Source organism: Alteromonas sp. H39 (assembly GCF_047556435.1).
Classification (GTDB): Bacteria; Pseudomonadota; Gammaproteobacteria; order Enterobacterales; family Alteromonadaceae; genus Alteromonas.
The window spans coordinates 2,635,110-2,658,474 of sequence record NZ_CP180210.1 but is presented as its reverse complement, the minus strand read 5'-3'; the positions used below and the strand labels follow the sequence as shown (position 1 = coordinate 2,658,474).

Here is a 23,365-nt window from a genome sequence, read left to right as displayed (position 1 = left end):
GTTGGTAAATGTCATAAATGCCACTACCATCCGCCTGAATTTATTAAAGCGCGTCAGATAGCTGTGCGGATATAGTAAGTGGAATTTCGTTAATTGATGAACTATCACTTAAAGCACGAACTGTCCTGAGAGAAATTTCATCAGATTCTTCAGGTATGGCGTTGTGAGTATATCGGCGCGTTGGGTTGTCGGTGACTTAGTCAGGAAAAACACAAATGCAAAAGAAATGGGTAAGTGTTCTGTTTGGCACGGCGATTTTCGCAGCTTCAGCGATATCGTCTTCAGTGTTAGCCGAAGTGGTTGTGGTCGTTCATCCTTCTAACGACGCTTCGCTTTCAGAAAAAGATGTACAGCGGATTTTCTTAGGAAAAGAGAAAAAATTTCCCGATGGCCGTGAATCTATTCCGGTAAATCAGGAAACATCGAATGGTATTCGCGGAGATTTTGACCAAAACGTATTGGGAAGAAACTCTTCTCAGGTAGCAGCGTACTGGTCAAAGCTGGTATTTACGGGCAAGGGCGTTCCGCCCAAAGAGGTATCCGGCGACAGCGCTGTGATTGAATTAATTAAAGAAAACAAAAGCGTCATTGGCTATATCGATTCAGCATCGGTAACCGGCGACGTTAAAGTCGTGCAATTAAACTAGTACAGCGGAGCAGAACATGAAAAAGACTTTATTAGCCCTTACAATTCTTGCTGCCTGTGGTAGTGCCCACGCTGATGTCCGCATCAATGGCTTTGCCAATCTGATCGCCGGGAAAACCAGTAGCGACGGTATGCTTTATGGCTACGATGACGATATTTCATTAAGCCCTGAGAGTTTGTTTGCCGTGCAGTTAAGCGGTGATGTGAATGACAAGCTGACTGCAACCGGGCAGCTGGTTGCTCGCGGCAGCGACGACTACGATGTAGATTTCGAGTGGGCTTATTTTACCTATGCCGCGACAGATAATGTAAGCGTGTCAGCCGGGCGGCTCCGACTGCCATTATTCCGTTATTCTGCGTCACTGGATGTTGGCTACTCTTACCACTGGGTTGCGGCACCACAATCAGTTTATGGTGTGCCGTTCAACAACATCGACGGCGTGAGAGTTGATTACAGCAATTACGCTGGCGACTGGGAGTATAACGTCCAGGTCACGGCGGGGACGTTTGAAAATAATGGGTATGAAATTACGCCGGGAACGATTGCGGATATTGAAGGAAACAACGCGATTGTGGGTAGTATTGAAGCTACCTATGAATGGTTTAAGGTTCGCGCTACCGCAGGTTCTGCGAAGTCGTCGTTATCAATTGAAAGCATCGACGCGCTGATCGGGCAACTGGCAATGATCTCCGCCCCACTGGCTGACAAGCTGGCATTTAATGACGATTCAAGTGCATTTTATGGTATTGGTGTGGAAATCGATCAGTTCGACTGGTTTGTAAGTGCAGAGTGGACCAGTATCGACATTGAAGAGTCATTTAACCCGCAGGATGTTGCGTACTATATCACTGCTGGTATCCGTCACGGCAAGTTCACACCCTCTATCACTTATGAAAAGCTGGATGGGAACGATGATGTGAAGTTTTTGAGTGATGTTGCTGCTCTTCCGGAACAGGTTCGTGGTCCTGCTGCGATGATCGTGGGTGGTGTTCAGCAAGCGGTAATGGAAGAAACCTCAACAGTCACACTGGGGCTGCGTTACGACTTTGATACCAACGTGGCGTTAAAAGCAGATATCAGCCGCAGTACGGATGATATTGATGATGATAACGACACTACGCTGGTTCGCGTTGCGGTAAACTATATCTTTTAAGTCGCAACAGATAGAAGCGTTCAAGAAAAAGGCCACGAAAGTGGCCTTTTTTTTCGCTTAAATGCTGCAGTTAACAAACGTCCGCGGTTGTTGGTAAACAGGACTAAATAAAAATAGCGGGCAGCGTTATCCTTCGTGTCAGCTGTGAGCAGCAGACGAAAAGATGCATATTGAACTGACGTATCGACTTTTTTGCTACCTGCTTTTAACGTGCGACAAACCCGGCTTTTTGATCTCTGATGTGGATGTATATTTGAGCCAGCAAGAGAGAATTTGAAACGGCTGGCTTTTTCATTACACGAAATGGCTCTATACTGGTTAAACTTTAATCAATGGCGCAGGGATGAATTATGAACCAGACTACGGCAATGTTATTTTTACTTTCCATCGTTACTGCTACGGCGACGCACGCCAGTGACGCAGATAAATTAAACGGGGCATTTAATCAACTGTGCGACAAGATGGAAGTGTGTGCGATGGAGCAGATGGGTAAAGAGGAGAACCTCACGCCGCAGATGCGTAGTATGATTGAAGGCATGATAGACGGCATGTGTAAAAACATGATGAATATGGAAGACGTTGCTCAATATTCAGAGCTCGTGGACCCGGCGGTGGCTTGCATCGACTCGATGACCTCGCAAAGCTGCGCGGAACTCGAAGGCGATAATTTGCAAACTCCTGCCTGTAAAGAATACGAGCGTCAGGCAGAGTCGTTTCGGACCGAACTGAACGGTGGATAACCTTCATTTCGGCGGTGATCGCCGGGTCGCTGTGATACTGCAACCCGGCATGATTACTATCAGGCTTGCGGATACCGTGCCTGCAGGCCCTGATAAATAAGGTCGCTGTAGTCTTTCGCGTTGATATCCAGCGTATTTAGCACTTCCACCAGGTGCTCGTTGTCTTCACGGCCATCCCAGATTTTCTTATAAGTGCCGGCTTTGTAGCCGTTGTCCTGTCGAAAGAAATTCAGCACATTTTTGCCCACGTACTGGCGATAAAGCGCTTCTCCGGTCATTTCACATTGATTTACTATGTGCATGAACAACGGCACGCTAAAACGTTTTGCAGCGCATAATCCCGCCATTAGCTCAAGGTTATCCAGCAGCTCCTGCTGTTGTGGATCATAATCAACATTGTCGAACTTAACATGCGCCTGCGCCTGCGCAAGCTGTGCAGAGAGCGCTGAAGCCGTCGCGTCGATATCTCCCTGATAATCAATAATGCAGGCTGACAATGCGAAATGCCAGATATCCACCAGTTCCATTTGTAGTTGAGGCAAATCTTTGGTTTGCGCTTTCCACCACTTCCAGCCGTGGTGCTCGATTGCCTCAACCGACTCAACCATCGCTGCACGCAGATAGCCGTAGCCTGCGGTTAACCACTGCGGATTGACTTTGGTATTCATTTTATTTTGAAGTGCCAGCATGGTGGCAAGCTGCGGTTGTGTAAGCATTAATATTCCTGCATAAACTGAGGCTGATTCAGCCAGTAAGAAAGCCTGACGCGCTTTTTGCTGCAGTGATGCGGGTTCGCGACGGCAACAGGCACATACCACGTTAGAAATAGTCCACCCTTGTCGACTCCGTCGGCAGGGTATCCACTGAAATAACATAACATTGAAGCGCTACCAGAGATATGGTCAGGCTCTGGATAAGCACGAATTGTAGCGAATCCGGCATCTACAGAAAAGCGATCGTCGACGTTATTGCAGAATATCTGAGGTAGTAGAAAATAGCCTGGTCATATCTTATAAGCTTTGACGTGTTAGCGCAGTGTTCCGTTTTTATACGATGGCAGGTTACTCAGGTAATAAGAAAATAAGCAAATTACTACCAGACGCACTGCCAGCGAACATGAATTCCGTTTTCAGGTGCGCCTCTTTGGTGCACTTGCACCAAGTGGTCAACTTTCAGTAGGGTAAAGCGGTGTAAATTCCATGTTAAGCTATTGATTATTAATAATAAGTAATTTTGGCATCATTGGTGCTATATCTTTAAGTGTTAACTGCGCAACGTTGTGGCGTTAACTTGATTCGGTGCCAGGCAACGCCGTAATCAGGTTGTCACAGGGTCGCCCGTAACCTTACCCATACAGGTTTTTCGTGTCCTGAGGCCTGTATGGGTTTTTTTCTTTCTTGTCTCTCCTTATCCCTTTCTTCCGCTTAGCATATCGCGCCATTAATCATCATATCCAACGCCAGCTCTGACTTCGGTGTGAGTGCGTTACAGATGTCTGGATGCGTAGTTGAGAATCCCGTACCATACATAAAAATCATTCCAAGAACAGGACGTTTCGGTTGCTCGCGCTCTATCCTTCAAACAAGCTGGAACACTTAAGTTTTCTCCTGGGTACGTTGTTAAAGCAGCGGTCCTCATCTGTCTTAGCGCCCACCACTATACTGGTAGAAAGCCCGGGTATGCAGCACTGGCTGAACATGGAACTGGCGAGACAACAGGGAATTGCCATGAATCTGTCTTTTCCTTTACCAGTCAGGTTTATGTGGGATACGGCACGCACCATCCTGGGGGCAGAAAAAGTTCCCAGACAATCGCCGTACCGCCGAGAGGTGCTGATGTGGCGGATTGATGCCTTGTTGGCTGATGCGCAGTTTATTAGCCTTGATGAGATGACGCCGGTGAAAGGTTACTGGGCTCACATTGACAGCGACGCAGAGCAGACTGCACAGCGGCTGCAGTTAGCCACAGTAATGGCGGATGTCTTTGAACAATACCTGCTATATCGCCCGGATTGGCTGTCCGGATGGGAGCGCGGTGAACTGCAGGCGCCAGACAACACGATGGAACGCTGGCAGGCAGCACTATGGCGCGCACTGACTGCTTCTTGCCCCTTACACCCTGCCGCACTGCACAACGAAGCAATTGAGGCACTCAAAACAGGTAACTCCGCTGATTTGTTACCCGAGCGGGTCATTGTATTCGCAATTAACACCATGGCACCGCAATTGGTGGCGTTCTTCGATGCACTGGCTGAACATATTGATATCCATATTTTCCACCTCAATCCCAGCGTGAATTACTGGGGAGATGTGAAAAGCAATAGCGATCAGGCCCGTGCGTTGCGTGAAGGGGCGATTACACAATGGATGAAAGAGGAGCAGTCAAACCCGTTTCTCGGTAACCTGGGAAAGCAGGGGAGGGATTTGTTTAATTTATTAACGCAACTGGATACCTTCGAAGTCAGTGCGTTTGATACCGAAAAACCTGATGAGCGCAGTGAGGACTTCCGTCTGCTGCAGCAAATTCAGTATGACGTGCTTCAGGCTAGGGCACCACAAGTACAAAAACATGACAGCCAACCTGAACAACACACGAGTGATGACAGTGTGATTGTCGCGTCAGCACACTCGGCGCTGCGCGAGGTGCAGGCACTGCACGATCGGCTGTTACGATGGATGCAGGACGATCCGTCGCTCACGCCTTCAGATATTGTAGTAATGTGCCCGGCGATAGAAGAATATGCCCCTTTAATTGATGCGGTTTTCCACCGGGTTGGCACGCCCCGACCGGCAGATAGCACGCCACCTCGAATTCCCTGCTCCATTGCTGACCGCGCGCCGCTGGATGCTGAGCCCATGGTGGCAGCGTTTATCAATTTATTGACGCTGCCAGATAGCCGCTTCCGGGTAGTGGATATTATGGATCTGCTGCGCCTTGATGCCATGCGGGCAAAGTTTGATTTACTGGAAGAAGATACTGAAATCATCACTTACTGGCTTCAACAGGCCCATGTTCACTGGGGACTGGATGGTGAACATAAAGCCACTGTTACCGATGGTGCCGCGACGTCAGAAACCTATAGCTGGTGGTGGGGGCTCAAACGCTTGCTAATAGGTATGGCTTACGAAGACAAACCTGTTATCAGTAATAATTTGCTCACGTTGCCCGATGTAGAGGGCCAGCAAGCGCTTGCGCTGGGAAAACTGATGCAAATTGTAGATATGCTGGGCGAGCATGCCAGATTACTCAATACCCGACGAACAGCTGAGGATTGGCACCAGTATCTTTTATTGCTAAGAGACAGTTGCTTTTCGCCTCTACCTGAACAACATCAAACCTGGGAAAGCCTGGGAAAAGCGTCAGCAGATCTTGCTGCACAATGTGCTGAAGCAGGTTATGACAACATGCTGTCATTGCGACAAGTGCGAGAAGTGTTGATGAAACGCTTTTCCTCGCCGGATGCAGGCAACCATTTTATGACCGGTCAGGTTACGTTCTGCTCGATGCTTCCTATGCGCAGTATTCCTTTTTCTGTGGTGGCGGTACTGGGACTGAATGATGGCGAGTTTCCACGTCAGTCTACGCCCGCGAGCGTGGATCTTATGGCCAGCCAGCCTCGAAAACTTGGCGACCGTTCACGACGACTGGAAGACAGATACTTATTTCTGGAGGCAATGTTGTCTGCCAGAAAACACCTATATTTAAGCTATCAGGGTAACAGCGCTCAGGATAACAGTGAGCGCCAGCCATCCCTGGTACTGGCAGAGTTTCTGGATGTGATGGCGCGCGGTTACTGCCGGGCCGTTGATAGTATAATTCAACAGGTGCCGCTGCACCCATTCAGCGCAGCGAACTTTACGTCATCGCAGCCAGGTTTTGAAGCGGGCTGGTGCAAACTCGCCAATGCAATTCAGTCTCCTGCAGAGATGCATGATGCTACCCTGACGATGTTGGAAGATGCCAAACCTCAGGATGAGGTAACACCATCAGATATCGCGCGGAGCCTCGCCAATCCCTTGCGGTATTTTGCCAATCAACAGCTTGGTGTTTATCTTGACCCTTCTGTTCCTGCGCTGGAAAACCGGGAACCTTTTGCGCAAAACAACCTTACCCGCTATCAGGTGATAGAAGCGGTGTCTGATGTGCTGGTAGATGATGCCATTATGCAGGATATTCTGTCGCGTACCCGTCTGCATGGCGATATGCCTGATACTCCCCTGACAGACGCGGTACTTACGCAGTGGCAGGAAGCTGGCGTGGCACTGACAAACGCCATTGGGCTTCGGGACACCGACCCGGCACAGGTACGCTGGCAGGGGGAGCACATAACGATTAAGGCGCAGGCATGGCAGGGCGGAGGTGAGCTGAAGTGGCGACACGCCGGAAGTCAGCATAGTCAGCGCAAATGCGAACAGCTTATTACATCGTTATGTTTTGCCGCGGCGGGTATCGCACTGCCGCTGGAAGTTTACTATATCAAATGGAGTGGCGGTGAATTTCAGGTGCGAAAAACGGTTTATGCCGCTACCGACAGTGATGTAGCACAGCAGCTGTTATCTGATTTAGAGGCATTATATGTCCGGCTTCATTTGCAGCCGGTGCCAGCATTCATTGAGGCTGGATTGCAAATGGTGAAAAAAGCCAAGGGGGAGCCGGTAGAAACGTTTATTCACAGCGAAGTGGGTGAGCAAGCTTTTAAAAACCTCTTAAGCAGTGCATCACCATTTTCCGCGGAGCTGGATGAGGATCCATACGTGCACTGGTTTTATCCGCGAGGGCTCTCGGTCGATGAGATACCTTTTACGCAGCTGGAGCCCTTGTGTCTGGCGATAGAAAATAATTCCCGGGACAGCAAAGTATGAAGTTTGAGAAGCTGAACGTTCCGGCTATGCCGCTGCATGGTCGCCACCTGATTGAAGCCAGTGCGGGAACCGGAAAAACCTATAACATCACCCGGCTGTATTTACGTTTGTTGTTAGAAAAGCAACTGCCAGTGCAGCAAATTCTGGTGATGACATTCACCAATGCTGCGACCGAAGAAATTCGTGGTCGTCTGGCCGACACCCTGCGAGAGGCATTGGGGGTCTGGTCCGACGCCCAGACAGACAATGCCAGCCTGCAGCAGGCCGATCCGGTTTATCAGCATCTTTATGCGGCCTGTGATCCGGACGTGGCCATTGCCAGCCTGCGCGCCGCCTTACTGGAGCTGGATGACGCGGCGGTTTTTACCATTCACGGGTTCTGCAATAAAGTGATGTCGCAACTGGCATTTGACAGCGGTGCACCGATGACACAAAGCCTGGCCACCGATACCCGGGAAATGTATCTCGACGCTGCGAGTGACTGGCTACGTATGCAGTCGCGGCACGCTGATAATTTTGAGCTTTTAGCGGCACAGGGGTGGCATCTGCCGGAAGTGCTTTTACAGCAATTTGAGCGGGTGGCGCGCAGTGATATAACGCCGACAGTCAGCACCGAAGAGCAGGTGGAAGCCAGCATTCAGCACTACCGTAACGCCCGGAGTGACATACTTAAGCCGTTATTTGATGAAATACGAGAGCAGTTGCTGTCCCGCGAGCCAGAAATTACAGACGCGCTGATTAACAAACCCAAAAAGGCCGATGATCGTGAGTCGCGCCAGCAGGAGTGGGAAGTGCTGCTTGGTTGGCTGAGTGAAAAAGCTGTAGCGGAGCCGCCGTCAGAGGTCGGTGCATTTATCAATGGCAGGCGATATCTGAAAAACGACAGTCTGAAAGCGCTGTTTGCGCCGTTAAAACAGCTGGTCAGCGACGTAAAAGATATTGTGTCGGAGGTGCAAAAAAGCCGCAGTCAGCAGTTGACAGCCATTCCGGCTCTTACCCTCATTCAAAGCGGTATCACGTTTATACGGGACCATGTAAGAAAACAAAAACAACGGCTAGGCGTTATCGATTTTGATGATTTGATCAGCGCACTGGCAGCACAGGTGAGAAAACCTGGCAGCGCGGTAGCGCAACAATTGCGTTCACTCTATCCTGTGGCGTTAATAGACGAGTTTCAGGATACTGATGCAAACCAGTATGCCATTGTCGACACGGTGTATCCCAAGGCCAGCGAGAATCATTGTCTGATGATGATTGGCGACCCTAAACAAGCGATATACGGGTTTCGCGGCGGCGATATTTTTACTTATCTGCACGCGGGCAAGCAGGCAGATTTCCACTGGGTGATGGACACCAACTGGCGCTCAGTAGCGCCGATGGTCGAGGCGTATAACCGCTTATTTTACGGCGCTCCGGTAGCAGGTGATCCGGCAGATGTGTTTGGTTTCAATATTCACTATGAGCCGGTGAAGTCTACTTCTCTCGCAAAAGCCGCAAAAATGCCACTTGCCGACCCTGAACACAACCGGCAGGCGATGAACTATGTGCTTGCCGAACCGCAGGGTGAGGCCCAGCCGGCAAAGGCGCAGCTTCAACGCAAGCTTGCCGATTGGGTGAGCGCGGAAATTCAGCGTCTGCTGAGTCAGGCCAGACTGGGGGCCCGGGCATTACTTCCCAGTGACATTGCGATATTGGTGCGCAGCACACCTGAAGCCACAGTCATCCGCCAGAGTTTGCATAAAGCCGGCATCAGCGCGGTTTTTCTGAGTGACAAAACCAATCTTTTTGCCTCACCGCAGGCTGCGGATATTTATCGTGTGCTGGATGGCATCTGGCACTGGGAGCACACGTCAAGGCTTTCAGCCAGCCTCAGCAGCCCGCTTTTTGGTTACACGCACCAGCAACTTGTCGATATTCTGCATCATGAAGATGATGTTGCGTGGGAGCAACTCACAGATCGGGTTTTGCAGCTGCGTCAGATGTGGGTGCAGCGGGGCTGCATGAGTGTGCTGCTGTACCTGATGCAAAATCATTATCAGTGTGTGAGTGACCAGCCAGAGCGGGCGCTGACTAATTATCTGCATCTTGCGGAAGTGCTCGAGCGTGAAGCTGCATCTCACGCCAGACCGGATCAGCTGTTGCTGTGGTTACACCGTCAAACCAGTGAGCCAGAGGCCAGTGCGGAACAGGTTCAGCGCCTGGAAAGTGATGCAACACTGATTCAAATCGTGACGCAACACGGCTCAAAAGGTCTGGAGTATCCCATTGTGTTTGTCCCCTTTGCCAGTGACTATCGTGACCCGGCAAAGGCCGGCCAACAATGGGCAGCGTACTATCAATATTACGACCCTGATTCACAGAAACTGAACATACAGCTGGGACATAGTTACCCGGTGGCAGAGCGGGTAAGGGCGGAAGGCAATGCGGAGGCAATGCGGCTATTATACGTTGCTGTGACACGGGCAGCTTATCGCTGCTATCTGGGTGTGGCTGAATTTAAGCAACACGAACAAAGTGCTCTGGCCAGGGCATTGGGCATGACTGACGCAGCCGATTGGCAAGCCGCAATCGATGCAGTAGTGGATGAAGGCAATGGTCACACATGCAGGATATCGGCGTCAGCGCCTCCCGAAAGCCATGCTGCGGAAAAACAGGGGGAGGCATTGCCAGCCAAGCTTACGTGTAGCGAGTTCACCGCGACAGTAGATGAAGCATGGCGCCTCTATTCGTTTTCTGCCCTGGCACGCCAGCAAATTGTGGTCAGACAATCTGAACGAGATGTGGAGTCAGTCACAGACGCTGATACGACCACTGCGACAGAGTTACCTGCAAATGTTGCGCTGCCTTTCAGGTACACGTTTACGAAAGGGGCCGAAGCCGGCAACTTATTGCATGATGTGCTTGAACATGTCGATTTCAGCAGTCCTGACTGGCAGCAGGACGGTCAGGATGCCATGCACAGATTTGGTCTTAGCGATGAAGACAAGCCAGCATTTGTTTCCTGGATGCAGGAAACGCTGGACACCCCTCTGGCTCAAGCGGGCATCACGCTGTCTGAGCTGAGTCGCTCGAGCACGCTGCGGGAAGCCGAGTTTTATTTTCCTATGGTTAACCTGAAGTGGTCGACGCTGGCGTCCTTGCTGCGACAACACCGGGACAGTCTTGCGGGTATTGCTGCACCGATACCCGTACCGGCGCTACACCAGTACGATTTGGAAGGCATGATGCATGGATTTATCGACTTAATATTCGAAGTACAAGGGCGCTACTATGTGGCTGATTACAAGTCTACCTGGCTTGGTGCACAGTTTGACGCATACCAGCAGGCCTCGTTGTTACGCAATAACCAGCATCATTTGTACGACTTGCAGTATCTGATTTATGCGCTGGCATTACATCGCTATTTGTCTCAGGCATTACCGGATTACAACCCTGATGTTCACTTTGGTGGCGTGTACTACCTGTACCTGCGGGGCATGCATCCGCAAAATGACAATCAGGAAGGTGTGTTTTATACCTCAATTGCTACTGATTTGCTTAACGCACTTGACGAGGCATTTGGTGCCACTGACGTACTGAATACCGGAGTGTCAGCGCAATGACCATGACAATTGATGATATCAACACCAAGCTGGAAGGCGTTGCCGCGATTGATTATTATTTCGCCCAGACTTTCTGTGAGCAGGTGCAGCTGGATGAGGATGGACAGAGCTGCTGGTTTGCCATATTGCTTGCTTTATCCTATATGCAGCGTCAGGGGCACACCTGTCTGTCACTTGAGTTGATCGCCGGGAACGTATTGTTTAGTGATGATGAGAATGCGTCCGGGATCACTTACCCTTCGCTTACCCGGCTTATCCAGGTAACACGACAAGCGTTGTCACAATATGCCGCACCAGTGGCTCTGGTGTACGAGAAAGGTCTTTTGTATTCAAGGCGTTACTGGCAGTTTGAAGATACCATCGCGCAGGCGATTGCCGACCGGCAGCAGCCGATCCTACTGACTGACAATGAATATCAGGCCTGTGAGGATGTCTGGCCTCGTCTTTTCAGTGTGACACAATGCGCAGAGCAGGACTGGCAGCAAATTGCGGTTGCCAGTACTCTGGTGCAGCGCTTCAGTGTCATCAACGGCGGCCCTGGTACAGGCAAAACTTATACTGTTACCCGCCTACTCCTGGCACTGCAGGCGATGTCCGGAGGAACCCTTAAGATCCAGTTGGCAGCGCCTACGGGAAAGGCGGCGCAACGTCTGACTGAGTCTGTCAGCCAGAGTCTGGAGCAGCTGGAAGGGCAGTTGGATGCAAAGTTGCTTGAGGCAATACCGCGTGATGCCAGTACGCTGCACAGGCTGCTGGGACTGGCTCGCTTCGGTGTGCGAGCCAGGCGCGATCAGTCAGCGCCACTGGATATAGATGTATTAATCGTTGATGAAGCCTCCATGGTAGACGTCGCGCTGATGGCTCGTCTGATGAGAGCTTTACCACCTGATGTCAGAGTGTATCTGATTGGCGATGCGGATCAGCTTCCGGCAGTAGAATCCGGAAATGTGCTCGAATCAATGATTGGTGAGTTGCCCGAAGAACCGGCTGTCACTTCCAGCATGCGTGCACATTTAGTGAGGCTTTGTCCTCACTTGCCTCTGCTTCCTCTGGCGGCCAATTTGCAGGCGGATGCCTGGGTTCATTCACTTCGCAAGAGTCAGCGTTTCGGCGGCAAGCTGGCAGAGGTGGCGACAGCCATTCAGTCTGGCAGAACAGCGCATGCACTGTCGATGATTTCGTCAACGGCTTCTGCGCAGGATGCGTTGGGGAAAGAGGATGTGCTGATGTCGGCGTTACCGGAAAACCCGCAGTCGCTGAAATCACTGGCTAAGGCCAGTTTTGCCGCCTTATTTTCATGCCGTACACCGCAACAGGCGCTCGATGCACTTCGTCATTGTCGCTGGCTGACACCTTTACGTCAGGGCCCTTTTGGCGTTGAAAGTATCAATCGGCTTATCGAGCAGGCATTGGCAGAAAGCTATTCAGTACTGCCCGGCGGCCAGTATGCAGGACGCCCGATTATGGTGGTAGAAAATCAGTATGCTCAGCGACTGTTTAATGGCGATGTTGGTGTATTGTGGCCCGACAATTCCGGTCAGCTTAAAGCCTGGTTTGAGGACGCCGCCGGCGGAGTAAGAGCACTGAGTCTGTCGTGGCTGCCGCGTGTTGAAACAGTGTTTGCCATGACGGTACATAAGTCGCAGGGCTCGGAATTTTCGCAAGTCGTCATGATTGTACCCGACAGTGAAAGCGCGCATTCCCAGGCGTTAAACAACCGGTCATTGCTGTACACCGGCCTTACCCGGGCCAAGCAGGGCGCGCTCCTGATTAGCAACCGGGAGATTTTATCCGGGGTGATTGCCAGAAAGCAGGAAAGGGTTTCCGGGTTGTCCTACCGGCTTCGTCAGATTCAGGCCGGGCAGGAAATGTCGTAGCAACCGTACTCGCGCTTTACCGGTATCGCTGACCTTCATCCTGCGAGAGAGGGGTTTAGTATTGGTTGTATGAAGATAGCCGATACCAGAATAGCCTGAAGGCGAGCGCGTTGTGGGGCCAAGCTGCCAATCGCTTACTCCTGCCTGCCGTGGTCAGGGGAAAAATGCATTATTCCCTGGTCATGCAGGCATTCAACTGAATGAGCAATTAAAAAGCAGGTAAGCGGCATACGAACCCGCAAACGGTTATCGCTGGCGTCGAAATAATCTTGCAGCGAACCGGCGGCTGACACACCTTTTAACCGCAAGTGGTCAACGCCGTTATGATCCAGCCAGCCAAGGGATTCGCCAGGATGAAGCGTCACAAACGCGTTATTTACAACCGGCAAGTTCAGCGAAATATTCACACCAAAAACCGGACGTTCAGAAAATACCACGCTGGCTGCTTTAAGTGCATCAAGGCGGTACACAGAACGCAACCAGTGACCAGCTTGTCGCTTGTCTGTATTCACTCTCAGCTCTGAGAGGGTTTGACATAATTCTTGTACTACGTCCTTGCTCGCATCATGGGGAACAAGCAATTCAATAGACGGGCAAGGCCATGCATAACGCGTCAATGCGGCAGCAGAAAAACAGCCATTAACGGTATAGGGGGAAAACAAGTTGCCAAGGACGACACTTCCGGCCTGATGCCGGTAAGCGAAAGCCAGCGGAGCGGGGCAGCAGGCTGTGTTCACATCGATCAGGAAGTCAGGTTGCCAGGTGAGAAGTGCCTGATAGTATTCACGGTGGGTTTTGTTGTCGAAGTATATTGTCGGTGGCATCAGCACGATTATTAAATCTGTGCACAATGAATCGCGGTTCTCGCTAAGGGTGTTTGCCAACCTGTACAGCGCGCCATTGTTGCTGTGCACATTCAGCACCAGGCAGGTTAATCCTGACTTTTCGCCTTTTAGCCGGATAACCACTGGGGTTGTTGGTGATGCATGTATTAACTCCTGCCAGCGTTCAGGGTGTGATGGAACCGTAGTCAGAAATGTAAAGTTGTCAGTAGATGAAACTGTATTGCTGACAAAAAGTGCCATATCTAATACCTGATGCGTAAGCCAAGATCGCTACTCTACAAAACAAGGTGGATGTCTGCGTTGACGTGGATCAAGCACAGGTTCTCCATGTTTTCTGAGGCGGATTTCGGCGGGTCACCTGTCAGCAGGGTAAAGTGATATGACAAATATAGCTGCGATAGGATAGGGTATTATCAGACGTCCGCAGCGATGAGAACTGGGTCCTGGTCTCATGCAGCGACTCAATGTCAGTACCCTGTAATTATCATCGCAACGCAAGCGACAATCGCCGACAGATAAAAAGCAAATGCGGCAACGGTCACTTGGTCAGGCTGGAAACGTAGGCAACGATAAGTTAGCAACATATAACGACAATATTGAAGGAAACACTCATGGTTCGAGCATGCCTGTGCCTGTTATTTCTGGTGGCGAGCCCTATCTGGGCTGCGACACCGGATATCAGCACGTTTACCCAAAGTATGGAAAAGCAATCTGGCTTTATTCCATTTTACTATGACAGTGAAAACGACAGGGTTTATCTGGAAGTCAGCCGGTTTGACTCACCGTTCCTGTTTCAAAGCAGTTTGCCCCATGGCCTGGGATCGAATGATATCGGCCTGGATCGTGGGCAGTTAGGAGATACCCGACTGGTGCAGTTTGAGCGCTACGGCAACAAAGTAATGCTGAAACAATTGAACACGCGATACCGGGCGTTAAGTGACAACCAGTTTGAGCAGCAAAGCATAGATGAAGCCTTTGCTGACTCCGTGATTGCCGGCTTCAGCGTGGCCGCTGGCACTGACAATACTGTACTGATTGACTATACGCCTTATTTGCTCTCTGACATCCATGGCATCAGTAAGCGCTTGTCCGGCACAGAGCAGGGGAACTATAAGGCTGATCCGTCGCGCAGTGGCGTGTATCTGCCAAAAAGCAAAGCGTTTGTCAAAAACACCGAACTGGAAGCGATGGTGACTTTCGGTGGCAGCAATCCGGGGCAGTATGTGTCGCAGGTCGCGCCGGATCCTGACAGTTTGTCGGTGCATCTGCATCATTCGTTTATCGCGTTACCCGATGAGGGTTACCAGCAGCGGGCATTTCATCCGTATTCCGGATACTGGAAGTTCAGCTACTTTGATTACGCTACAGCGATTTCAGCGCCAATGGAGAAAAAGTACATAATTCGCCACCGGCTGGAGAAAAAAGATCCTGAAGCACAGACAAGCGAACCGGTTGAGCCCATCGTCTATTATCTTGATCCGGGGACCCCGGAGCCGGTGATGTCAGCCTTAAAAGAAGGCGCGAGCTGGTGGAATCAGGCATTTGAAGCCATAGGCTATGAAAATGCATTTCAGGTTAAAGTCTTGCCACAAGACGCTGACCCGATGGATGTGAGGTACAACGTCATTCAGTGGGTTCACCGTGCTACCCGTGGCTGGTCATATGGCTCTTCCGTGGTTGACCCACGCACCGGTGAGCTGATAAAAGGTCACGTGACACTGGGCTCTTTGCGGGTTCGCCAGGATTACCTTATCGCGCTGGGGCTTACCAGTCCGTTTACCTCAGATAACGCCAGCACTTCCGCTCAGCAGGAAATGGCATTGGCCCGTATCCGTCAGTTATCGGCGCATGAAGTGGGGCATACGCTGGGTATTGCACACAATTTTGCTGCCAGCGAAAACGGCCGTGAATCGGTGATGGATTATCCACACCCGAAAATCACGTTGCAAAATGGTGAGATTACACTGGATAACGCTTATGACACTGGAATGGGGGAATGGGACAAGCATGCCGTAGCGTATGGATATCAGGACTATACCTCTGAACAGGCAGAATCAGAAGGTTTGGTACAACAGATCGAGAAGGCCAGAACCGCCGGTTTACGCTACAAAACCGATGCCGACACGCGCGCCTCGTATCATGCGTCTAGTGATGGGCACATGTGGGACAACGGCGCAGATCCAATTGTTGCCTTTAAAGAAATTTCTCTGATCAGACAAAAAGCACTGTCGCGCCTGGGGATCAATACCATTGCCACGGGAGACAGCCTGTCATCGTTAGAAGACGCATTGGTACCCATTTATCTTTTGCATCGTTATCAGTTGGAAGCGGTAGCCAAGCAAGTGGGTGGCTTGCAGTATACTTATGAGCAGAAAGGCGATAATGCTGCGCCAGAAGGGCAGTCGGTGGTCCCCGCGCAGACACAAAAACAGGCTGTGGCGTTGCTGATAGAGGCAACGACGCCGCAATATCTGCGTATGCCGGAATCGCTGTTATCTCTTATCCCACCGACTGCGTTTGGTGATGATATTACCCGTGAGCACTTTAACGGCCGGATGGGACGCATGCTGGACCCGGTTTCAGCTGCAGAGTCTGCCGCAGACCATGCGCTGAAGCTGCTACTGCACCCTGAGCGGCTAAACCGTGTGAGCTGGCAACACAGCCAGGTACGGGGCATGCCGAGTGTCGGGCAACTGGTATCACGTTTGCTCGACACGCACTGGTACCGTAAGGGCGAGGCCGATTATGGCCTGAACGACAGGCTGCGCTACGTCACTCTGAACGCCATTATGCGTGCTGCCACGGATGACGCTTTGGCACCAGAAGTCAAAGCCGGTATTGATGCCGCGCTAATGGATTTAGATGAATGGCTGGATGATGACAGCAAGCTGCCACAGCGGGATATTCTGCGTGCCCGTCTTGATCACTATTGGGAGTCAGGTGAATGGCCTTCACTGTTTGACGTGAAGCAGTTACCGCCGGGGTCACCGATATAGTAGCTTCTGACCGTGGGGGCTCGACATTATCGGGACATGGATAAGGCGCAGAGCAACGGTCTAAATAGCCAGGGTTAGGCTGACTTAATGAAATGCGGCGTAAATTATGCGCCGCATTTTTTTATTGTCTGACCGAGACCAGGCACAAGAACGCTGACCAATAAATTCCATCCTTTCTGGCAGCTATCCCAGAGTCGAAGACACTTTCACGCCATCGTTCATGATCAGTTATCGCGGTTTAGCGATATTCTGCGTCACATTTATCCCCATTCCCGGGCGCGAAAGGCCACGGTCATGACGTTTCAATACTGACTGGCATGATGCTATGGCTCAGCTTTTTTCATCATCAGTCAAAGAGAAGTAATTCGTGAAGACCTTATAGAGCTGAGTACCACTTAGCACTGACGCCGAGGGAAAGTGAAGAATCGGGATTAGATCGCACGGCGCGTCTACTACAAAACTACCACGGTCGTTATCTAACTGATCGATATTTAGCACTCTGGCAAGGGGCTCACCTTGTGAGATGCGCTGACCGGGCCGAGCCAGGTACTCCACCATGCCGCCCCACTGGGTAAATAAGGTTTTGTAGTCCCGCAGGTACACACCAACGCGCTCCATGGATGCGGGCTGAAAGTCGGTATTGTCCAGCGCACCCTTCGCATTCAGGTAGCTCAGGATACTTCTAGCGTCTACATTGCCCTCAGCGAACTGAATCACTTCCTGGCTGCCCATTTCCAGCGTGAAGGCTTCTACACCCAGGTCATAGGCTTTATCAAAACGCGAGGTCAGCAAGTCCTGAAGCGTCCACCAGGGGCAAAAAGTCGCTTCGTCTAATGCACCGGCAAACACATTGGGAATAAAAATGCAGTGTGGAAAGTTAAACAGCGTGGCCGATTCTCTGGCATATTCGGGGACGTAAATATGTCGTGTTGAAACCGGCCCGTTGTGCAAATCCAGCACATAATCTGCACTGACAGCCAGTTGCTGAAGTTTAAGATTTAACTGCTGCGCCAGCCCCAGCCCCCATGGAGATGCCAGCTTATCGGTAATGGCCTGTGCCCAGTAGGCTTTAAAACGCTCACGAATGGACTCAACCGACTCGTCTGCGGCTATCGACTCAGCAAAGTCGTGAACTGCTGCCTCATTGTAGTAATAGCCGCGATTCCAGTTAGTGCCGTTCACCGGGTCGAAGCGCCCCAGCGTGTATTCACCCGCCTTGATATTGGTGCCCACCGGGTTGCAGTTAGGAACAAGGATAATCTCGCCGCAAATCTGCAAGTGCTTCAGTTGCTGGAGCAACTGATAAATCACCACATTGCCCTGCACTTCGGCGCCATGAATAGAGCTTTGAATGTAAACTGTCGGACCAGGCTTGTCGCCCCGCAGGCGGTATATTGGCACATGCATATTACGCCCGGAGGCATTCTGGGCGACGACGATATAATCTTTATGTATGGCGGTAGTTGTCATTGTTTATTTATTCTCTGGTGCAGCGGCGGAACACACGGTACATTCAGGCTGTTTAGGTACCTTGAACGTTTGCCAGTCATAGGAAAGCGCATCAAACAGCATTAGCTGTCCGATGGGAAGGTGACCAGCGCCGGTGATTAACTTCACGGTAAGCAGGGCCTGATGCAGACCCACCAGGCTGACTACCGGGGACAGAATACCGGCCTCGGTGCAGCTCACGTCCGGTGCTTCAAACAGGTTGCGCAAACAGGCGTAGCAGGGGGAAACCGAGTCAGGCATGCTGACAAACAGCTGGCCTTCAAAACGGACCGCTGCCCCCGATATTAAGGGCTTTCGGGCCAGAAAACTGACACGGTTTATCTGGTCTCTGCTGTGGGCATTGTCGGTGCAGTCCAGGACTACGTCATGACGCTGAATAAGCGCTTTGAGTTCATCATCATTAGCAGCGGTGTGTGCCACAGTGCTAATCCGACAGTCTGGTGCGCGCTGCTTCAGGGTCTCGCAAGCCGCATCGACTTTTTGCGCCCCAATCTGATCGTCGCGAAACAGCCATTGGCGTGGTAAGTTATGCATTTCCACGATGTCCGGGTCTGCCAGTGTCAGCGAACCCACGCCGGAAGTCGCAAGGCTCATTGCCGCTGCATTACCCAGACCACCTACGCCGATGACAAGAACGCTGGCATTAAGCAGTGCTTCCTGGCCGCTCAGGTCGATTTGTGGCAATACAATCTGGCGATTGTATCGCATTGCTTGTGACACACTGATGGGATCTGGCATAGTTACTCTTATAAACTTATCTACGCCGGTTTGGCGGCGTCGTGACTGCCATGAGCAGTACCGGACGTTACTGTATCAAAGCCAAACCGGTTTTCGAATCTGTATTTAGGAATTCTTATGACTGCTGTTAGTACGCCGTTGTCTATCGCTGTGTTGACGATATCTGACACCCGCACCACTGAAACCGACACCTCCGGACAATATCTGGCAAGTGCATTAACGGATGCCGGTCACTCACTCGCAGAGCGGGCGCTGGTAAAAGACGACATTTATCAGCAGCGTGCCATCGTTTCAAAATGGATTGCCGACGACAGCATTCATGCCGTGCTTATCACCGGAGGAACCGGGTTTACCCATCGTGATTCTACACCAGAGGCCATTAGCGTACTGTTTGATAAACAGGTAGACGGTTTCGGAGAACTGTTTCGTCAGGTCAGCTATGAAGAGATTGGTACCTCAACAATTCAGTCCCGCGCAATTGCCGGATATGCAAACCATACCGTGATTTTTTGCCTGCCTGGCTCTTCTGGCGCCTGTCGAACAGGGTGGGAGAAAATTATTCGCAGTCAGTTGGATGTGGATTTCAAACCGTGTAACTTCGTTAAACATCTGATTCATGAGCGCACATAATGAGTGAGTTCAGTCACTTAAACGCGGGCGGCGAAGCGAATATGGTCGATGTCAGCGACAAGGCCATTACAATAAGAGAAGCCACCGCCGTAGGCGAACTGCATGTCAGCAAAGCAGTGATAGACGGTATCAGCGAGCAGAAGATAGCCAAAGGCGACGTGTTTGCTGTTGCCCGCGTTGCAGGCATACAGGCCGCCAAAAAATGCGCAGATCTTATTCCGTTATGCCACCCGCTGGCATTATCCAAAGTGGATGTGCAGTTTGAGGTGAATGCCCAGTTACAAGTTATCGTTGCCCGCTGCTATTGCAAGCTCAGCGGCAAGACTGGTGTGGAGATGGAGGCTCTCACCGGGGTGAATGTGGCGCTGCTGACTTTGTTCGATATGTGTAAGGCAATTGATCCAGGTATGCATCTTCAGAATATTCATGTTACTGAGAAAAAAGGCGGTAAAACCGGCCACTGGAAAGCCACCGATGCGGCAGGGAAGGCATAATGAAAGTCACAGTGAAATTTTTTGCGCAACTGCGTGAACAACTCAACTGCAGTGAAACCACGGTTAACCTTACGTCGCCAGCGACCATGGCGGATGTAAAAGCGGCGCTTAAGCATTCGCTGGACAATCATCAGGCGTTTGATGGGCCGGTATTAATGGCCTGCAATCAGCAACTGGTTGCCGACTCCCATCCGGTGACTACTGACGATGAACTGGCCATGTTCCCGCCAGTGACCGGAGGATAAATGTTTGCTGAAGTTGTTCATTCTCCTCTGCAGCCTGCTGAATACTATTCAAAGCTAAAGGAGGCACTACCGGCGGGCAAGAGCGGTGCGATTGTGACGTTTACCGGGTTAGTCCGCGATTTTAATGAGGCAGGACCCATCGATGGTATTTCACTGGAGCATTACCCGGGAATGACAGAGAACGCGATGCTGGCCATATTGACCACAGCAACTGAGCGATTTTCGCTGGTGTCTGCGGGCATCGTGCACCGGGTCGGTGACGTAAGCAACGTTGAAGAGATTGTCTGGGTGGGGTGTGCCTCCAGGCACCGCAACGCCGCTTTTGATGCTGCCGGTTTCATTATGGATATGCTTAAACAATCTGTGCCGTTGTGGAAAAAAGAAATTGCTGACGGCAAGGCAAAGTGGGTCGCACCGAAGGCTTCCGACGATGATGCGGCCTTACGATGGCTGAGTGAAGCAGACGCACCACCGTCTGCCATGACAGGAAAGAAGTAAATGTCGCCAAAACGGGTATCATTCAACTATGCCTAAACTGATGTGGCTTGCGCTGGTAAGCATACTTGGCCTGAATAGTCCGTCAGCGTGGTGTGAGACCTCGCTGAAACTTGCAGTGGCAGCGAACTTTGCCGACCCTTTGCGGGAAATAGCTAGGCAGTACGAACAACAATCGTCGGTGAAAAGTATTGTCACTGTGGCATCAAGCGGAACCCTGTTTGCACAGATACAACATGGTGCTGATGTTGATGTGTTTTTTTCGGCAGACAAAGCCAGACCGCAGGCGCTAATCAATAATGGCAGGGTACGCCAGTCAGATGTGCATACCTACGCCTATGGTCGACTCGCGTATCTGGACAGGGAGCAGACATCGCCGTCGCTAAACGATCTGAAGACGTTCACATTGTCGCCGGGCACGCGCATCGCCATTGCCAATCCTCGTCTGGCACCCTACGGGCAGGCGGCGCAGGATACCTTGCAGCAATTAACGCTCTGGCCGCAATTTTCTGCGCGACTGGTGAAAGGGAAAAATGTTCTGCAGGCATACCAGTACTACGCATCAGGCAATGTAGACAGGGCGCTGGTCGCTTGGTCTCTGGTGCATGATCAAACTAACCATGTTTTCCTTATCCCCGCAAAGTTACATCGCCCTATTGAGCAGCAACTGGCGGTGACTGCCCGTGAAGACAACCTGCCTGCGGCGCGCGCGTTTGTTGAATTCGTGCTTAGCCGGCAAGTGCAGTCAACCTTATCACGCTGGGGGTATGAACCTGTGGATGACGCTTCACAGTGATAGCCACACAAGATTGGCTGGCTATCAGTCTGACGCTCAAACTTGCCTTGCTCACCAGCGTGATCCTGCTGTTGATATCCTTGCCGCTGGCCTGGTGGTTGTCACAATGGCAAAGCCGCGCTAAGCCGCTTGTGCAGTCTGTGATTGCCCTCCCTCTGGTGCTACCGCCAACGGTGCTGGGTTTTTATTTATTGCTGGCGTTTTCTCCGTCAAGCTTGCCCGGCGAACTATGGCAATCGGTCACTGGCACGCAACTGGCATTCTCTTTCAGTGCACTGGTGATTGGATCGGTCATCTATTCGTTACCGTTCGCCGTGCAGCCACTTTACACCGCATTTGTCCAACTGGACCACCGCTACCTCGATGTAGCAAAAACGCTTGGCATGTCGCGGTTTGCTTGCTGGCGGCATATCGTATTGCCGTTAATCAGGCCAAGTATACTGGTGGCCTTTGGTCTTAGTTTTGCTCACACCATTGGTGAATTTGGCGTGGTGCTGATGATTGGCGGAAATATCCCTGGTGAAACCCAGGTGCTCTCAATTGCGCTGTACGATCATGTTGAGGCACTGGACTACCAAAACGCGCACACCCTGGCGGCGGCATTACTGATATTTTCGTTGGTATTATTGAGCGGGTTATACCGATTAAACCGAAAGGACAGAGACCCATGGACATCAATGTCGCGTTAACGGTGTCATCCGGCTTTCGTCTTAACACGGCGTTTTCCACGCATGCCGACTCCCGTGTAGTAGGGCTTACAGGCCCTTCGGGCGCTGGAAAAAGCACGTTATTAAAAGTGCTGGCAAACCTCCATCCTGCAGACGTTTGCAGGGTGAACTGGCGCCAGAAGGTCAGTCGCATAGGCCTGGTATTTCAGGACGCATTATTGTTTCCGCATCTGACTGTATCGGCAAACCTGGCGTTAGCTGAGCAATACGCACAGTCAGTTCCGGAGCGCGACGCTATCATCGACGGTTGCGAATGCCGGCATTTACTGGACAGAGACGTGAGTCGTTTGTCTGGAGGTGAGCGTCAGCGCGTGGCACTGGCACGTGCACTGATAAATGCACCGGATGTGTTGCTCACGGATGAGGCATTTAGTGCTATGGATAATAATCTGGCGTTACAGGTTCAGTATTTTGTAAAACACTACTGCCAGACGCGCAATATGTTGCTGGTGATGGTGTCTCATGACGTGAAGTCGCTGGCATTGCTGTGCGATGAGATCGCTGTTATGCAACAAGGTGCCGTAGTGTCATCAGGCCCACCGAAGAGTGTGTTGTTTCATCAGATTGGAGCAGATCCTTACCACACTGTTCCGTTTGCTCTCATCCAGGGGCCTCTTACACAGGAAAATTATGAGCAGGAAAGCATCCCGCAGCAAGGAATCAGACAGGGGCAGCCTGATAACCTGGGATCATCCACCGGGCTCAGCGTATTACATTGCGAAGGACAGCGTATTTATTGTCGTCAGCCATTGACGGAAAACGGGATCGGAAAAATTACCGTGGATGCGCAGGATGTCAGCATTGATCTTTCCCATCATCATCAATCCAGTATTTTAAATGCCTTTGAATGCGAGATCAGTGCACTGGAAGTGGTAAACGAAAGTCAGGTACTACTTACCCTTGTGCGTGGCAGCACCACGCTCTATGCGTTAATCAGCACGCTTTCAGTGGAACGGCTCAGGCTGACCATTGGCATGACAGTGACTGCAAGATTCAAATTGCGATAAC

General features: G+C 51.2%; 18 protein-coding genes. 14 read left to right on the top strand and 4 right to left on the bottom strand.

Going from position 1 to position 23,365, the window contains the following annotated elements; genetic code table 11:
- The first annotated feature begins 215 nt into the window (after window positions 1–215).
- The 3 genes from ACLBLI_RS11650 (at window position 216) to ACLBLI_RS11640 (ending at window position 2,540) form a co-directional block, all read left to right on the top strand.
- Complete coding sequence (locus ACLBLI_RS11650) at window positions 216–647, top strand: phosphate ABC transporter substrate-binding protein (protein WP_414827778.1); 432 nt, start codon at window positions 216–218, stop codon at window positions 645–647.
- A gap of 16 nt (window positions 648–663) precedes the next feature.
- The gene (locus tag ACLBLI_RS11645; protein ID WP_414827777.1) at window positions 664–1,800 is read left to right on the top strand and encodes a topoisomerase IV; all 1,137 of its coding nucleotides are present in this window, start codon (window positions 664–666) and stop codon (window positions 1,798–1,800) included.
- A gap of 350 nt (window positions 1,801–2,150) precedes the next feature.
- Window positions 2,151–2,540 carry a hypothetical protein gene (locus ACLBLI_RS11640; protein ID WP_414827776.1) on the top strand — a complete coding sequence of 130 codons (390 nt, stop codon included), beginning with the start codon at window positions 2,151–2,153 and terminating at the stop codon, window positions 2,538–2,540.
- Between the two features lie 59 nt (window positions 2,541–2,599).
- Here ACLBLI_RS11640 and ACLBLI_RS11635 read toward each other — a convergent pair whose 3' ends face one another.
- Window positions 2,600–3,256 (bottom strand): dUTP diphosphatase, encoded by a 657-nt coding sequence (locus tag ACLBLI_RS11635; protein WP_414827775.1) that lies wholly within the window; start codon window positions 3,254–3,256, stop codon window positions 2,600–2,602.
- Window positions 3,257–4,099: 843 nt separating this feature from the next.
- On the opposite strand from ACLBLI_RS11635, the gene recC reads away from it, so the two are divergent.
- The 3 genes from recC to recD are packed head-to-tail and all read left to right on the top strand — an operon-like array spanning window position 4,100 to window position 12,881.
- Window positions 4,100–7,402, top strand: a complete 3,303-nt coding sequence (recC, locus tag ACLBLI_RS11630; RefSeq protein WP_414827774.1) for an exodeoxyribonuclease V subunit gamma — start codon at window positions 4,100–4,102, stop codon at window positions 7,400–7,402.
- Window positions 7,399–11,004: an exodeoxyribonuclease V subunit beta gene (gene recB, locus ACLBLI_RS11625; RefSeq protein ID WP_414827773.1), complete on the top strand. Its 3,606-nt coding sequence runs from the start codon at window positions 7,399–7,401 to the stop codon at window positions 11,002–11,004. Before recC ends, recB begins: the two co-directional genes overlap by 4 nt.
- Window positions 11,001–12,881, top strand: a complete 1,881-nt coding sequence (gene recD / locus ACLBLI_RS11620) for an exodeoxyribonuclease V subunit alpha (RefSeq protein WP_414827772.1) — start codon at window positions 11,001–11,003, stop codon at window positions 12,879–12,881. Before recB ends, recD begins: the two co-directional genes overlap by 4 nt.
- Before the next feature lie 134 nt (window positions 12,882–13,015).
- Here the strand turns inward: recD and ACLBLI_RS11615 are convergent, their stop codons facing one another.
- On the bottom strand, window positions 13,016–13,966 hold the full coding sequence (locus ACLBLI_RS11615; RefSeq protein ID WP_414827771.1) for a hypothetical protein: 951 nt from the start codon (window positions 13,964–13,966) through the stop codon (window positions 13,016–13,018).
- A gap of 371 nt (window positions 13,967–14,337) precedes the next feature.
- On the opposite strand from ACLBLI_RS11615, the gene ACLBLI_RS11610 reads away from it, so the two are divergent.
- Window positions 14,338–16,722: a zinc-dependent metalloprotease gene (locus tag ACLBLI_RS11610; RefSeq protein ID WP_414827770.1), complete on the top strand. Its 2,385-nt coding sequence runs from the start codon at window positions 14,338–14,340 to the stop codon at window positions 16,720–16,722.
- 330 nt (window positions 16,723–17,052) lie between these two features.
- Here ACLBLI_RS11610 and ACLBLI_RS11605 read toward each other — a convergent pair whose 3' ends face one another.
- On the bottom strand, window positions 17,053–18,192 hold the full coding sequence (locus ACLBLI_RS11605; protein WP_414827769.1) for a succinylglutamate desuccinylase/aspartoacylase family protein: 1,140 nt from the start codon (window positions 18,190–18,192) through the stop codon (window positions 17,053–17,055).
- A 3-nt stretch (window positions 18,193–18,195) separates the two neighbouring features.
- A complete protein-coding gene (locus ACLBLI_RS11600; RefSeq protein ID WP_414827768.1) occupies window positions 18,196–18,969 on the bottom strand; it encodes a HesA/MoeB/ThiF family protein in 774 nt (257 codons plus the stop codon).
- Window positions 18,970–19,086: 117 nt separating this feature from the next.
- Between ACLBLI_RS11600 and moaB the strand changes: the two genes are divergently transcribed.
- From moaB to ACLBLI_RS11565, 7 genes are read left to right on the top strand one after another with little or no spacing between them, the layout of a single operon-like run.
- Entirely contained in the window at window positions 19,087–19,599 is a 513-nt protein-coding gene (gene moaB / locus ACLBLI_RS11595; RefSeq protein ID WP_414827767.1) for a molybdenum cofactor biosynthesis protein B, read from the top strand.
- Window positions 19,599–20,093: a cyclic pyranopterin monophosphate synthase MoaC gene (gene moaC, locus ACLBLI_RS11590; protein ID WP_414827766.1), complete on the top strand. Its 495-nt coding sequence runs from the start codon at window positions 19,599–19,601 to the stop codon at window positions 20,091–20,093. The genes moaB and moaC overlap by 1 nt, the downstream gene beginning before the upstream one ends.
- Complete coding sequence (locus ACLBLI_RS11585) at window positions 20,093–20,338, top strand: MoaD/ThiS family protein (RefSeq protein ID WP_414827765.1); 246 nt, start codon at window positions 20,093–20,095, stop codon at window positions 20,336–20,338. Before moaC ends, ACLBLI_RS11585 begins: the two co-directional genes overlap by 1 nt.
- Window positions 20,339–20,836, top strand: a complete 498-nt coding sequence (locus ACLBLI_RS11580) for a molybdenum cofactor biosynthesis protein MoaE (RefSeq protein ID WP_414827764.1) — start codon at window positions 20,339–20,341, stop codon at window positions 20,834–20,836. It abuts the gene before it with no gap.
- Window positions 20,837–20,864: 28 nt separating this feature from the next.
- A complete protein-coding gene (gene modA / locus ACLBLI_RS11575) occupies window positions 20,865–21,629 on the top strand; it encodes a molybdate ABC transporter substrate-binding protein (protein WP_414827763.1) in 765 nt (254 codons plus the stop codon).
- Window positions 21,626–22,318, top strand: a complete 693-nt coding sequence (modB, locus tag ACLBLI_RS11570) for a molybdate ABC transporter permease subunit (RefSeq protein WP_414827762.1) — start codon at window positions 21,626–21,628, stop codon at window positions 22,316–22,318. Before modA ends, modB begins: the two co-directional genes overlap by 4 nt.
- Entirely contained in the window at window positions 22,297–23,364 is a 1,068-nt protein-coding gene (locus ACLBLI_RS11565; RefSeq protein WP_414827761.1) for an ATP-binding cassette domain-containing protein, read from the top strand. The genes modB and ACLBLI_RS11565 overlap by 22 nt, the downstream gene beginning before the upstream one ends.
- Window position 23,365 lies beyond the last annotated feature (1 nt).